Origin of the sequence: Streptomyces coerulescens, assembly GCF_042657965.1 — a bacterium.
Taxonomy (GTDB): Bacteria; Actinomycetota; Actinomycetes; order Streptomycetales; family Streptomycetaceae; genus Streptomyces; species Streptomyces coerulescens.
The window spans coordinates 322,351-336,372 of sequence record NZ_JBHSKM010000007.1 but is presented as its reverse complement, the minus strand read 5'-3'; the positions used below and the strand labels follow the sequence as shown (position 1 = coordinate 336,372).

The window sequence follows — 14,022 nt, the reverse complement described above, 5'->3', positions numbered from 1 at the left end:
CCCTTGCCACCCTTCAACGTCACTGAAGCGAACCCGCTTCGTGACGCCGCCGACCGACGGCTCCCGCGTATCGCGGGGCCGTCGGGCCTGGTGATCTTCGGCGTTACGGGCGATTTGTCACGGAAAAAGCTGATGCCTGCCGTGTACGACCTCGCCAACCGGGGTCTGCTGCCGCCGGGCTTCTCGCTGGTCGGGTTCGCCCGCCGCGAGTGGGCGAACGAGGACTTCGCCCAGGAGGTCCACGACGCGGTCAAGGCACATGCCCGCACGCCCTTCCGCGAGGAGGTCTGGCAGCAGCTCATCCAGGGGATGCGCTTCGTGCAGGGCACCTTCGACGACGACGATGCCTTCGAGCGGCTGCGCTCGACGATCGAGGAGCTGGACAAGGCCCAGGGCACGGGCGGCAACTTCGCCTTCTATCTCTCGGTGCCGCCGCGTTCCTTCCCGGTGGTCATCCAGCAGCTGAAGAAGCACGGCCTCGCCGACCAGACGCCGAGCTCCTGGCGCCGCGCGGTCATCGAGAAGCCGTTCGGCCACGACCTGGCCTCCGCCGAGGAGCTCAACAAGGTCGTGCACGAGGTCTTCGCCCCGGACCAGGTCTTCCGCATCGACCACTACCTGGGCAAGGAGACCGTGCAGAACATCCTGGCGCTGCGCTTCGCCAACACGATGTTCGAGCCGATCTGGAACCGGTCCTTCGTGGACCATGTGCAGATCACCATGGCCGAGGACATCGGCATCGGCGGCCGGGCCGGCTACTACGACGGCATCGGCGCCGCCCGTGACGTCATCCAGAACCACCTGCTCCAGCTGATGGCGCTGACCGCCATGGAGGAGCCCGCCTCCTTCGACGCGGACGCGCTGGCGGCGGAGAAGACCAAGGTGCTCGGGGCGGTCAGACTCCCCAAGGACCTGGGCCGCGACACGGTGTTCGGGCAGTACGCGGCCGGTTGGCAGGGCGGCGAGAAGGCGGTCGGGTACCTCCAGGAGGAGGGCATCGACCCCAAGTCGAAGACCGACACGTATGCCGCGGTCAAGCTGTCGATCGACAACCGCCGCTGGGCGGGTGTCCCCTTCTATCTGCGCACCGGCAAGCGCCTCGGCCGCCGGGTGACGGAGATCGCGGTGGTCTTCCAGCGCGCTCCCCACTCCCCCTTCGACACGACGGCCACCGAGGAGCTGGGCCAGAACGCGATCGTGATCCGCGTCCAGCCCGACGAGGGCGTCACGGTCCGCTTCGGCTCCAAGGTGCCCGGCACCTCCATGGAGATCCGGGACGTGTCGATGGACTTCGCCTACGGCGAGTCCTTCACGGAGTCCAGCCCCGAGGCGTACGAGCGCCTGATCCTCGACGTCCTGCTCGGCGACTCCAACCTCTTCCCGCGCACCGAGGAGGTCGAGCTGTCCTGGAAGATCCTCGACCCGATCGAGGAGTACTGGGACACGCACGGCAAGCCCGCCCAGTACCCGTCCGGTACCTGGGGGCCCGTCGAGGCGGACGAAATGCTCGCACGAGAGGGACGGAGCTGGCGCCGGCCATGAAGATAGACCTCACGGACACCACGGCCAGCAAGATCAACAAGGCGCTGGTGCAGGGGCGGCGGGCCATCGGCACACCGGCCGTCGGCATGGTGCTCACGCTGGTCATCGTCACGGACGAGGAGAACGCGTACGACGCGCTCAAGGCCGCCAGCGACGCCTCGCGCGAGCACCCCTCGCGCACGCTGGTGGTCATCAAGCGGGTCTCGCGCTCACCCCGTGACCGTACGACGTCCCGGCTGGACGCCGAGGTACGGGTGGGCGCGGACGCCGGCACCGGTGAGACGGTGATCCTGCGGCTGTACGGCGAGGTGTCCGAGCACGCCCAGTCCGTCGTCCTCCCGCTGCTGCTGCCGGACGCCCCGGTGGTGGTCTGGTGGCCGGTGAACGCGCCGCTCGACCCGGCGAACGACCCGCTGGGCGCGCTGGCCCAGCGCCGGGTGACCGACACCTATGCCTCGGAGCAGCCGGTGCGGGAGCTGTCGTCCCGCGCCGACGCCTACACGCCGGGCGACACCGACCTGTCCTGGACCAGGATCACGCCGTGGCGCTCGATGCTCGCGGCGGCGCTGGACCAGGTGGTCTGCGAGGTGAAGGCCGTCGAGGTGGAGGGCGAGGAGTTCAACCCGAGCTGTGAGCTGCTGGCGATGTGGCTCGCGGACCGGCTGGACGTCCCCGTGAAACGGTCGCTGTCGTCGGGCCCCGGCCTGACGGCGGTCCGCATGGACACGGACTGCGGCCCGATAGTCCTGGACCGTGCGGACGGTTCCCTGGCGACCCTCTCCATCCAGGGCCAGCCGGACCGTGCGGTGGCGCTGAAGCGGCGCGAGACGGCCGAGCTGATCGCGGAGGAGCTGCGCCGGCTCGACCCGGACGACACCTACGCGTCGGCACTGCGGTTCGGCGTGGACCGGCTCAGCTCGGTACCGGTCTCCGCGGTCAGGGGCGCCGAGGCGGCCGTGGCCAAGGCGGAGCAGGCCGTGGCACTGGCCCAGGCCGCCGTGGCCCGGGCCGGGGAGCCGACAGAGGCGGCTGAGGGGGAAACAGCCGGGGCCGAGCAGGCCGAGAGGGTGTCCCCGGCCAAAGGAGAACCGGCCGGAGAGCCCGCCCAGGAAGCTGCGAAAGCATCCGGGAAGGAAGCGGCGGCGCAGGAAGTGACGGCGCAGGACGCGAAGAAGGCGGCGGCGAAGTGAGTACTCCGCAGCTCGTCGTGCACCACGACAAGGAGCTGATGGCCCAGGCCGCGGCGGCCCGCCTGATCACGAAGATCGTGGACGCACAGGCCTCCCGGGGCTCGGCGTCCGTGGTCCTCACGGGCGGCCGCAACGGCAACGGCCTGCTGGCCGCGCTGTCGGCGGCCCCCGCGCGGGACGCGATCGACTGGGGCCGCCTCGACCTGTGGTGGGGCGACGAGCGGTTCCTCCCCGAGGGCGACCCCGACCGCAATGTCACGCAGGCCCGCGACGCTCTGCTGGACTCGGTGCCGCTGGATCCGAAGCGGGTGCACGCCATGCCCGCCTCGGACGGGCCGTTCGGCTCGGACGTGGAGGCGGCGGCCGCCGCCTACGCGGAGGAGCTGGCGAAGGCGGCGGGTCCCGAGAACCATGGCTCGGTCCCCACGTTCGACGTGCTGATGCTGGGCGTGGGTCCTGACACCCATGTCGCCTCCCTGTTCCCGGAACTGCCCGCGGTTCGGGAGACCCAGCGCACGGTCGTCGGAGTGCACGGCGCGCCCAAGCCGCCGCCGACCCGGGTCACTCTCACGCTTCCCGCGATCCGGGCGGCGCGTGAGGTGTGGCTGCTGGCGGCGGGCGAGGACAAGGCCCAGGCCGCGGCGATCGCGCTGTCGGGCGCGGGTGAGATCCAGGCGCCGGCGGCCGGGGCGCGTGGGCGCTCCAGGACCCTGTGGCTGCTGGACGCGGCGGCGGCGTCACAGCTGCCGCGGTCGCTGTATCCACCGGCGTCACCCTGAACGCCGTTCGGGCCCTCACTTCACCGCGAAGTGAGGGCCCGAAACGTATGCGCTACTTCACCGAACCCGCCATGACCCCCTGCACGAAGTGCCGCTGGAACGCGAAGAACACGACCACCGGCACCACCAGCGACACGAACGCCCCGGGCGCCAGCACATCGATATTGCTGCCGAACTGCCGTATCTGCGACTGGAGTTCAACCGTCAGCGGCTGCGCGGAACTGTCGGCGAACAGCAGCGCCACCAGCATGTCGTTCCACACCCACAGGAACTGGAAGATGGCCAGCGAGGCGATGGCGGGACGCCCCACCGGCAGCACCAGCCGCGTGAAGATCCGCCACTCGCTCCCCCCGTCCATCCGCGCCGCCTCCAGCATCTCCTTCGGCATCTCGGCGAAGTAGTTCCGCAGCAGGAACACCGCGAACGGCAGCCCGTACGCCACATGGAAGAGGACAACGCCGGGAATCGTGCCGAACAGCCCCAGCTGGCCGAAGAGTTTGGCGACCGGAAGCAGACCGATCTGCACCGGCACCACGAGCAGCGCCACGACGACCAGGAAGAGCGCCTCCCGGCCGGGGAAGTCCAGCCAGGCGAAGGCGTATCCGGCGAGGGCGGCGAGGACGACCACGAGCAGGGTCGCCGGCACCGAGATCAGCACGGTGTTCCAGAAGGCCTGGCTGATCCCGGCGTTCCCCAGCAGCGCCGAGTAGTTGTCGAAGGACAGCTGGCCGGGGCTGGTGAACACCGTCCACCAGCCGCCGCTCGCCGTTTCCTCGGCGGAGCGCAGGGAGGAGAGGAACAACCCGGCCAGCGGGGTCAGCCACACCAGCCCGATCACCACGAGGAACGCCTGGACCACTCCATTGCCCAGGCCCCGCCTGACCGCGTTCATCGCTGACTCCTTCGGAAGCGGCGGACGTTGAAGACCATCGCCGGGATGACCAGCAGCAGGAGCAGCACGCCCAGCGCGCTGCCGAGCCCCTGGTTGTTGCCGCCGCCGAACGACACCAGCCACATCTGCGTCGCGAGCACGGTCGCGTCCTCCTGCACGGGACCGGGCGCGATGATGTAGACGAGGTCGAAGACCTTCATGACGTTGATGACGAGGGTGACGAAGACGACCGTGAGGACCGGCGCCAGCAGCGGCACCGTGATCTTCCGGAAGATCTGCCACTCGTTCGCGCCGTCCATCCGCGCCGCCTCCAGCGCGTCCCGTGGCAGCGTCGACAGTCCCGCGCCGATCAGGACCATCGCGAAGCCGGTCCAGATCCACAGGTACGCCCCGATGATCGCCGGTGTGACGAGCGTCGGCCCGAGCCAGGAGATGCCCTCGTAGGGGGCGGCGAAGTTCGAGGCCGGCAGCTTCACCGTGTACGAGCCGTCGTCCAGTCCCTCGAAGCGGAAGGAGCCGTCGGACGCGGTGGTCGCCGTGGCGACGGTCTCCCCGGCGCGCGACGCCTCGACCGTCATCTCCGGCAGCCCGTTCTCGCGCCGGTCGACCTTGCCCTGCTCCCCTCCCCCGCCGGGCGTGAAGTCGAGGTACACGACACCGCGCAGCTCACCGGGGCCGGCCTTCTGTCCCGCCGCCGGGTACGCAGGTTCGGTGCCGCCGGGCAGGTCGTCGGGGAGGACACCGACCAGGCCGAGGGTGAGCGCGTCACCCGGGGACACGCTCGCGCTGGTGCGGTACGAGCCGTCCGGGTCCTTCGTCAGTCCCTGCCCGTCGCGTGCCCGGGCCGTGGGATAGGTCGACGTGCCCTGGAAGGCGTCGTGCACGGAGACGACGGCCGCGTTCAGCACGCCCTTGTCGGGGTCCTCGTCGTAGGCGAGACGGAAGATGATGCCCGCGGCGAGGAAGGACACCGCCATCGGCATGAACAGCAGCAGTTTGAAGGCCGTCGCCCAGCGGACCTTTTCCACCAGCACGGCCAGGATCAGACCCAGGCCGGTGAGCAGGGCCGGGGCCACGACGACCCAGATCGTGGTGTTGCGGATGGCCTTGAGGGTGGCCGGGTCGCGGAACATCTCCGTGTAGTTCTCGCCGCCGACGAACCGGCTTCCGGAGGCGTCGAAGAAGCTACGGCCGATCGAGAACAGCACCGGATACACAACCAGCGCGCCGAGCAGGAGCAGCGCCGGGAAGACGAAGAGGAGGGCGACGATCCGCGCGCGGCGCCGCGAGCGCCGGGCACGTTCCCTGCCCGGGCTCACGGCGGCCCCCCGGCCCGCCTCCTTGAGGAGAGTGGCGGTCATATCGGGTCAGCCCTGGCCCTGGTACGCCTTGGCCGCCGCGGCCTCCAGCTTCGCCGCCGTCCCCTTCGGGTCGGACGGGTCGCGCAGGAAGTCCTGGAGGAGCTTCCACTCGCCCGCGCCCTTGGTGCCGCCGAACGCCGCCGGGGCCTGGTCGGACATGTCGAAGCGGACCGAATCGGAAGCACCCGCCGCGACAAGGGACTTGGCGGTCGCACGGGTGACGTCGTCGCCGTACGAGGCGAGGTCGACGTTCTTGTTCGGGGACAGGAAGCCGCCGGCCTCCGCCCACACCGCCGCGGCCTCCGGCGTCGCCAGGTACTCCAGGAGCGCCATGCCGGCCTTCTGGTTCTTGCCGTCCTTCAGGACGACGGCCGCGTCACCGCCGCTGACCACCGGCTCCTTGCCGCCGCCGACCTCCGGGAACGGGAAGAAGTTGGCGTCCTCGCCGATCTTCTTGCCGAACTGGTCCTTGGCGACGCCCGCGACGAAGTCGCCCTCGTAGACCATGCCCGCCTCGGGCTTCGGCCCGAACACCTTCTCCACCGAGCCCGGGAAGTCGGTGTTCAGGGCGCCCTTCTGGCCGCCCGCGATCAGCTGCTTGTCCTTGAACAGCTTGCCGAGGGTGGTGAGCGCCTCGACCACGGAGGCGTCGGTCCACTTCAGCTCGTGCGCGGCGAGCGCGTCGTACTTCTCGGGTCCCGCCTGGGAGAGGTAGACGTTCTCGAACCAGTCGGTGAGCGTCCAGCCGTCCTGTCCGGCGACCGAGAAGGCGGCGAGGCCGGAGTCGGAGACGGTCTGCCCCGCCTTCAGCATCTCGTCGTACGTCTTCGGCGCCTCGACGCCGGCCTGGGCGAGGGCGTCGGGGCTGTACCAGACGGTCGACTTGTGGGCGGCCTTGAAGTAGAGGCCGTAGAGGGTGCCGTCGACGCTGCCGTAGTTCTTCCACACGGGGGCGAAGTTGGTGTCCACGGACTTCTGGGCGGCGCCGGACAGCGGCTTGAGCCAGCCGCTCTGCGCGAACTGCTTGAGCACGCCGACCTGCGGGACCATCACGACGTCGGGGGCGTTGCCGCCCTCGATCTTGCTGCCGACGACGGTGGAGACGTTGTCGCCGGTGGAGGTGAACTGGGTCTTGGCGCCGGTCTTCTCGGTGAAGGCGTCGAGCACCTTCTGGAAGTTCTTCTGCTCGCTGCCGGACCAGACACCGGCCACGGTGACCGTCTGGCCGCTCAGCGCCTTGTCGCCGCCGCCGGCGGAGACGTCGCCGCCACCGCAGGCGGTCGCGCCGAGCGCCAGGACGAGTGCGGTGCAGCCGGTGAGCAGGGTGGTACGTCGTCGCATCATCGTTGATGTCCCTTCGGGGATGGGGAGTTGACGGAGGTCGGGGGAAAAGTCAGCGGTCGTTGATCCACCAGGCGGCGGTGGAGCCGGGCAGTACCCCGGCCGGGCAGGGACCGCTGGACAACAGGGGGGTGCCGGAGACCGGCGCGGGGGTGGGCGCCGTGCCGAAGTTGACGGCGCAGACCACGCCGTCGCCGCGCTCGAAGGCCAGAACGCCGGGCGCGCTGTCCAGCCAGCGCAGCGAGCCCTCGCCCAACTGCGGGAGTCCGGCGCGCAGTTGGAGGCCGTCGCGGTACAGGTGCCAGAAGGAGCGGGTGTCGGCCAGCGCCCGGTCGGTGGCGTACTCGGCGAAGTACTCCGGCTGCGGCAGCCACGGCTTGGCGCTCTCGGCGCCGGAGGTGAAGCCGAAGGGCGAGGCCTGGCCCGACCACGGCAGCGGCACCCGGCAGCCGTCGCGGATCCGGGCCCGGCTTCCGGTGCGGCGGAAGATCGGGTCGGTGAGCACGTCGTCGGGCAGATCGACGACCTCGGGCAGACCGAGCTCCTCGCCCTGGTAGATGTACGCGGCTCCGGGCAGCGCCAGCATCAGCAGCGCGGCGGCGCGGGCGCGGGCGGCGCCGAGGCCGCTGCCCTCGGTGGCGGGTTCGCCGTAGCGGGTGACGGTGCGGACCTGGTCGTGGTTGTTGAGCACCCAGGTGACCGTCGAGCCCGTGCCGGCTATGTCCTGCATGGCCTCGGAGATGACCTTGCGGAAGGCGCCGGCCTCCCAGGGGGCGCTGAGCAGGTCGAAGAAGAAGGCCTGGTGGAGTTCGTCGGAGCGGACGTACAGCGCGTGTTCGCGGGCGGTCGGGACGGAGACCTCGCCCACCAGAAGGCGCTCCTGGCCGTCGCGGGCGGTGTACTCCTCGCATATGGAGCGCCACTGGCGCCACACCGCGTGCACCTCGGGCTGGTTCCAGGCGAGCGGGTTGACCGAGTCGCGGGTGCGGGCGTCGACCTCCGGGTCGTCGGAGTCGGGCAGCTCCGGGTGCTTGTAGAGGCCGGCGGCGACGTCGATACGGAAGCCGTCGACACCCCGGTCGAGCCAGAACCGCAGGACCCGGTCGAACTCGGCGCCGACCTCCGGGTTGCGCCAGTTCCAGTCGGGCTGCTCGGGCGTGAACATGTGCAGGTACCACTGGCCGTCCTGCCCGTCCGCCTCGGTCACCCGGCTCCAGGCCGGGCCGCCGAACATGGCGTGCCAGTTGTTGGGCGGCTCGGAGCCGTCGGCGCCCCGGCCGTCCGCGAAGTGGAAGCGAGCGCGGGCCGCGCTGCCGGGCTCGGCGGTCAGCGCCTCCTCGAACCAGCGGTGCTCGCTGGAGCAGTGGTTGGGGACGATGTCGAGCAGCACCTTGATCCCGAGTCGCCGGGCGGCGGCGACCAGCAGATCGAACTCGGCGAGGTCGCCGAAGAGCGGGTCGACATCGCAGTAGTCGGCCACGTCGTAGCCGTGGTCGGCCTGCGGGGAGGGATAGAAGGGGCTCAGCCAGATCCCGTCGACCCCGAGCTTCTTGAGGTACGGCAGCCCCGCGCGGACCCCGGCGAGATCGCCGACACCGTCGCCGGTGCTGTCGAGGAAGCTGCGGACGTAGACCTGGTAGATCACCGCGTCACGCCACCAGTGGTACTTACTCAGCATGCATGCATGTTAAGTAGCCGTTTCCGGAGGGTGTCAATGAACTGGACGCAAGCTACCGAACAGTTGGCCCGACGAACTCGGACATAATGGGGCGAGAAGGGAGAGGATGAGACGCTGCCGTTACCTAACAAGTAACTAGTCAGCCGGAGTGAATGCTCAGCGCGCGACGGCGTCGAGTTCGCGCGCCAGCCGGCGCACCGCAGCCTCGGGCGTCTGGCGCCCGGTCATCGCGTCGTGCACGACCGCCTGCACCACCAGGCTCACCTGGTCGTAGCGCGGGCTCTTGGGACGCGGCGCGGCCGTGCGCACGCTCTCGCGCAGGGTGGGCAGATACGGGAACTCCCGGATCAGATCCGGATCCTCGTACAGGTCGGCCCGTACGGGCGGCAGGGCGCCGCGTGTGAGGACCTGTCGCTGGACGCGCTCACTGGTCAGATACGCGAGCAGCCGCGCGGCCGAGTCGGGGTGTTCGGCGTGGCTGCTGACGGCAAGGTTGGAACCGCCCAGCACACTCGTCCCGGGCCCGTCCGGCCCCGGCAGCGGCACGGCGCCGATCTTCCCGGCGACCGGCGACCCCTTGGCCGACGCGCCGACGTAGGCGTACGGCCAGTTGCGGAGGAACAGCAGACGCCCGTCCTGAAAAGCCTGCTTGGACTCCTCCTCCTTGTAGGTGAGCGCCTGCTTCGGGATCCAGCCCTCGCGCACACCCCGGGCGAGGAAGTCGATGCCGTCGCGGGCCGCCGTCGAGTTCACGGTGACCCGCTCGCCCTCGTCGCCGAGGATCGAGCCGCCCGCCGAGTAGACGGACTCGGCGGCGTTGACGGTGAGGCCCTCGTACGGCAGGAACTGGCCCGCGTAGCCGTCGAGGCCGTACTCAGGCGCGACGGTCTTGGCCTGTTTCTCCAGCTCGGCCCAGGTGCGCGGCGGGTCGAGGCCCTCCTTGGCGAGGATGTCCTTGCGGTACAGGAGCAGGCCGGCGTTGGTGACGTACGGGACCGCGTACAGCCGTCCGTCGTAGGTCGCCGTGTCCACGACCGGCGGCAGGAATGTGTCCAGCGGGAACCGGTCGCGCGCGAGCGGGCGGATCCAGCCGTGCGCCGCGAACTCCGAGGTCCAGTTGACGTCGATGTTGAGGATGTCGAAGCGGCTGCGGTCGCCGCCGCGCAGATCCGTGGTCATCTGCGCGTGTGTCTCGTCGGCGGAGTCGGGCAGCTCGACGAGGGTGACCTTCTCGTCGGGGTGAGTGCGGTTCCAGCCCTCCAGCACGGAGCCGAGATAGCCGGTGAGGTCTCCGGCGGTGGCGAGGGTCAACGGCCCCCTGCCACCCGCGGTCCCCTCGTCGGCACGGGCGCCGGAGGCGACATAGCCGGTCAGGATCACGACGAGGACGAGAAGGCCCCTACCGGCGGTGTGGATCCACCGCATAGGTTCCTCCCTGTACAGCTGGCACCGGGCATCTTTGCCCGGGGTCAGAGGCCATGTATACCTGTTAGGTATGCGGGATACTAGAGCCTGCGGCACATTAGCTCGGGATACGGGAGGAGAGCACGAGTGCGGCTGTCTCTCCTGGCCCTGCTGGCGCGTGGCCCGGCCCACGGATACGAGCTGAAGCAGGACCTTGAGCAGATGCTGGGCTCCGCGTACCCTCAGCCGAACGTCGGCCAGATCTATGTGACCCTCGGCCGCCTCGAGAAATCGGGGCTGATAGAGGGCGAGGACGTCGAGCAGTCGAGTCGGCCCAACAAGAAGGTCTACCACCTCACCGAAGCCGGGCGTGAGGCGCTGCGCGCCTGGTTCGAGGAGACCGAGGACGAGCCGCGGGTGCGGGACGAGTTCTTCATGAAACTGGCCGTCGCCCCGCAGACCGGTCTCGCCGACCGGATCGCCCTCATCAACAAACAGCGGCGCCAGTATCTGAACACCATGCGTCAACTGTCGAAGCTGGCCGCCGCCGAGAACCGGGACAACCGCATCGCCCATCTGCTGATCGAGGGCGCGATGCTGCACCTTCAAGCCGACCTCGACTGGCTGGAGCGGTGCCAGGAAGAGCTGGAGGAGCTGGAGTGAGCGACGATTCCGCTCCTGTGCCGCGCGCCGACGGCCCCGCGGAGGCCGACGAGCGTCCCGTCCTGCGTGCCGAGGCCCTGACCAAGACGCACTACGGCGAGGGTGCCCCGGCGCATGCCGTGCGCGGCGTCGATCTCTCCGTGCGACGCGGCGAGTTCGTGGCCGTCACCGGTCCGTCCGGTGCCGGCAAGTCGACCCTGCTGCATCTGCTGGGCGGGTTGCAGCGGCCGGACGCCGGCGCCGTCTGGCTGGACGGCGAGTGCGCGGACCGGTGGAGCGAGGCCCGCTGGTCGGTGGAGCGCAGGAAACGCATCGGGATCGTCTTCCAGTTCTTCAACCTGGTCTCCAACCTGTCCGTCGCCGACAACGTCGAGCTGCCCGCCCTGCTGGCCGGCGTCCCGCCGAAGCGGGCCCGCGTCGAGCGGACCGAACTGCTCGAGGAGCTCGGACTCGCCGAGAAGGAGCGCAGCATGCCGGGCGAGCTGTCCGGCGGTGAGCAGCAGCGGGTCGCGCTGGCCCGGGCGTTGGTGAACCGGCCGCCGCTGCTGCTGGCCGACGAACCCGCCGGCAGCCTGGACAGCAAGGGCACCCGCGAGGTGATGCGGCTGCTGTCCCGCTTCCACCAGCGGGGCCAGACGATCGTGCTGGTCACGCATGACGCCCGGCTGGCGAGCGCCGCGGACCGGGTGATCAGCTTCTTCGACGGCCGAATAGCCGACGACGCCGAGCTGGACGGCGGCCCGCCGCCGCGCCGGGCCGGCACCTCCGGTGTGCTGGAGCTGGAGCTCAGGGACTGAGATGCGCACGTCCGAGCACGTCCCCGATCCCGGGCCGAGGGGCTGAGGCCCGTGCGAGCCACCCTGCGCTGGGCGCACTCCGATCTGCGCACGCACCGCGGCGAGGCGCTGTTCCTCGTCCTGGCCACGGCCGGCATCGTCGTCTCGCTGCTGCTGGCCACGGCCCTCTTCGGCTACGCCACCAACCCCTGGCAGCGCGTCTTCACCCAGGCGCGCGGCGCCCACGTCTGGCTGCACACCGGTGCCGCGGCCGACTCCGCGAAGCTGGCCGCACTCGACGGCGTCGAATCCGTCGCGGGCCCCTACCCCACCGCGTCCACCACACTCGCCTCCCGCGGCACCCGCGCCTCCGTCGAGCTGCGCGGCACGCCCGAGCGCCCCACCGTCGGCCGCCCGCTGCTGGCCTCGGGCCACTGGCTGGACCCGGCGAACCCCGACGGCGTGGTCCTGGAGAGCCGACTGGCCCGCGCCCTGCTGGCCGCCCCCGGCGACACCCTCACCCTGCCCGGCACCGGCCGGACCCTGACCGTCCTCGGCATCGCCGACAGCGCCGAGCCGCGCTACCGGGCGGGCGAGCAGGCGGGCCTGGTCTGGGCGCCGCCGTCCGCCGTGCGCAACCCGGGCGGGCAGGTGATCGGGCTGCGTCTGACCGACCCCGACGACACGGACTACGCCGTCCAGCGCGCCGTGACGGTGCTGGGTGCCGGTGCGGTCAGCGAGGTCTCCACCTGGAAGCAGGCCCGCGCCGAGGCACAGGGCGACTACCGGCTGCTCGGGCAGGTGCTGGGGCTGTTCGGTCTCGGCGCGCTGGTCGCCGCCGGGCTCGCCGTGCACGGGGCGATCGGCACCCGTATCCGCGGCCATCTGCGGGACATCTCGGTGCTGAAGGCGATCGGCTTCACCCCGGCTCAGGTGGTCCGCGTCTTCCTGTTCCAGCATCTCGCCTTCGCGCTGCTGGGCGCCGTGGCCGCCGCGTCCCTCATCCAGGCCCTGGGCAGCCGTATACCGGGTCGGCTCGGGGACGCGGTCGGCGTGTGGCAGGGGCTGCCCGGGCACACGGTGGCGCTGTTCGTGGTGCCGGTGGGGGCGGTGCTGTTCATGGGCGCGACCACGGGGCTCGCGGCCTGGCGGGCGGGCCGGGTGCCGCCGGTGCCGGTGCCGCGTCGTGCGGCTCCGCTGGGCGGGCGGCTCTCGGGTGCGGCCCGGCAGGCGCTGGGGCTGCGGCTGCCGCCCGCGCTGGTCCTGGGCTGGCACCGGGCGTTCAATCGGCGCCCCCGGTCACTGGCCACGGTCGCACGGCTGGCGCTGCCGCTGCTGCTGATCGTGGTGGCCATGAGCGCGTGGACGACCATCGACCGCTTCGACAGCCGGCCCGAGCAGATCGGCCTGCCGACCTCCCTGACCGTCCACGCCGACTCCGGCCTGGCCGACGGCGACGCCCGTACGCTGCTGGAACGCGACCCGCAGGTCGCCGCCGCCTACCCGGGCGTGGAGGTGGCCGCCCTGGTCCCCGGCCAGACGGCCACGATCGCCCTGCGCGGCCTCGGCTCCGACCAGGACCCCTACCCGTACGCCCTGGCGGAGGGCCGCGCCGCCCAGGGCCGCGACGAGGCGGTCGCCGGTCAGGGGCTGCTGGATCTGCTGAACGCGAAGGTCGGCGACTGGGTGCGGATGACCGTCGGCGACCAGCCGCAGATCCTGCACATCGTGGGCCGCAGCATCGAACCGGAGAACGCCGGCCGGGTGATCTCCACCTCTCTCGACACTCTGCGCGAGAACGACCCCGGCCTCGGCCCGACCCTCTACGAGCTGCGGCTGCGCCCCGGCGCGGACGCCGCCGAGGTCGCCGGCCGGCTGTCCGACGCCGGGCAGGGACGCCTGGACATACACGCCGTGCCGAACCCGGCCGACGGGCTCTCGCCCCTGCGCGGAGTCGTCGTGGGCCTGATCGCCGTCCTGGCCCTCATCGGGCTCATCGAGCTGCTGACCGCGATCGGCGGCACCGTCCGCGAGGGCGAGCGCGACCTGCTGGCCCTGAAGGCCATCGGCCTCTCACCACGGCAGATCACCGCGATCACCGTCACGTCCACCGCCTGCACCGCGCTGGCCGCGGTCGTCATCGGCACGGCCCTGGGCGCACCCCTCGCGCACTGGCTGATCGACACCCAGGGCCGGTCGAGCGGCATCGGCGCCGGGATCGCCCAGAGCCCGTCCCCCGCGCTGCTGCTCCTGCTCGGCACGGCGGCGGTCACGGGCGCGGCCGCCCTCGCCGCCCTCCCCGCCCACCGCGCGGCCCGCCACCGCCTGGCGGACACCCTTAGCGCGGTCGCCTGAGCGCTCGCCTGAGGGGGGCGCCCGAGGCGGTCGCCCGACCG

Annotated in this window: 11 protein-coding genes; 6 read left to right on the top strand and 5 right to left on the bottom strand. The window is 71.2% G+C overall.

All coding sequences use genetic code 11. The features are described from left to right. The first annotated feature begins 3 nt into the window (after nt 1–3). From zwf to pgl, 3 genes are read left to right on the top strand one after another with little or no spacing between them, the layout of a single operon-like run. Nucleotides 4–1,542, top strand: a complete 1,539-nt coding sequence (gene zwf, locus ACFPQ9_RS13370) for a glucose-6-phosphate dehydrogenase (protein ID WP_380851846.1) — start codon at nt 4–6, stop codon at nt 1,540–1,542. Further along, a complete protein-coding gene (gene opcA, locus ACFPQ9_RS13365) occupies nt 1,539–2,732 on the top strand; it encodes a glucose-6-phosphate dehydrogenase assembly protein OpcA (protein WP_380851843.1) in 1,194 nt (397 codons plus the stop codon). The genes zwf and opcA overlap by 4 nt, the downstream gene beginning before the upstream one ends. Continuing rightward, entirely contained in the window at nt 2,729–3,511 is a 783-nt protein-coding gene (gene pgl, locus ACFPQ9_RS13360) for a 6-phosphogluconolactonase (protein WP_380851840.1), read from the top strand. The genes opcA and pgl overlap by 4 nt, the downstream gene beginning before the upstream one ends. A gap of 52 nt (nt 3,512–3,563) precedes the next feature. Here the strand turns inward: pgl and ACFPQ9_RS13355 are convergent, their stop codons facing one another. The 5 genes from ACFPQ9_RS13355 to ACFPQ9_RS13335 form a co-directional block, all read right to left on the bottom strand. Continuing rightward, nucleotides 3,564–4,403 carry a carbohydrate ABC transporter permease gene (locus ACFPQ9_RS13355; protein ID WP_380851837.1) on the bottom strand — a complete coding sequence of 280 codons (840 nt, stop codon included), beginning with the start codon at nt 4,401–4,403 and terminating at the stop codon, nt 3,564–3,566. Further along, nucleotides 4,400–5,764, bottom strand: coding sequence for an ABC transporter permease subunit (locus ACFPQ9_RS13350; protein WP_380851834.1), 1,365 nt, complete (start codon nt 5,762–5,764; stop codon nt 4,400–4,402). The genes ACFPQ9_RS13355 and ACFPQ9_RS13350 overlap by 4 nt, the downstream gene beginning before the upstream one ends. Before the next feature lie 6 nt (nt 5,765–5,770). Then, on the bottom strand, nt 5,771–7,108 hold the full coding sequence (locus ACFPQ9_RS13345) for an ABC transporter substrate-binding protein (RefSeq protein ID WP_380851831.1): 1,338 nt from the start codon (nt 7,106–7,108) through the stop codon (nt 5,771–5,773). A gap of 49 nt (nt 7,109–7,157) precedes the next feature. Then, complete coding sequence (locus ACFPQ9_RS13340) at nt 7,158–8,783, bottom strand: glycoside hydrolase family 13 protein (protein WP_380851829.1); 1,626 nt, start codon at nt 8,781–8,783, stop codon at nt 7,158–7,160. 156 nt (nt 8,784–8,939) lie between these two features. After that, a complete protein-coding gene (locus ACFPQ9_RS13335) occupies nt 8,940–10,208 on the bottom strand; it encodes an ABC transporter substrate-binding protein (protein ID WP_380851827.1) in 1,269 nt (422 codons plus the stop codon). A gap of 126 nt (nt 10,209–10,334) precedes the next feature. On the opposite strand from ACFPQ9_RS13335, the gene ACFPQ9_RS13330 reads away from it, so the two are divergent. Genes ACFPQ9_RS13330 through ACFPQ9_RS13320 form a run of 3 tightly spaced genes read left to right on the top strand, consistent with a single transcriptional unit; the run spans nt 10,335 to nt 13,981 of the window. Continuing rightward, on the top strand, nt 10,335–10,850 hold the full coding sequence (locus ACFPQ9_RS13330) for a PadR family transcriptional regulator (RefSeq protein ID WP_380851825.1): 516 nt from the start codon (nt 10,335–10,337) through the stop codon (nt 10,848–10,850). Further along, complete coding sequence (locus ACFPQ9_RS13325; RefSeq protein WP_380851822.1) at nt 10,847–11,647, top strand: ABC transporter ATP-binding protein; 801 nt, start codon at nt 10,847–10,849, stop codon at nt 11,645–11,647. The genes ACFPQ9_RS13330 and ACFPQ9_RS13325 overlap by 4 nt, the downstream gene beginning before the upstream one ends. Before the next feature lie 51 nt (nt 11,648–11,698). Beyond that, the gene (locus ACFPQ9_RS13320) at nt 11,699–13,981 is read left to right on the top strand and encodes an ABC transporter permease (RefSeq protein ID WP_380851819.1); all 2,283 of its coding nucleotides are present in this window, start codon (nt 11,699–11,701) and stop codon (nt 13,979–13,981) included. The last annotated feature ends 41 nt before the right edge of the window (nt 13,982–14,022 follow it).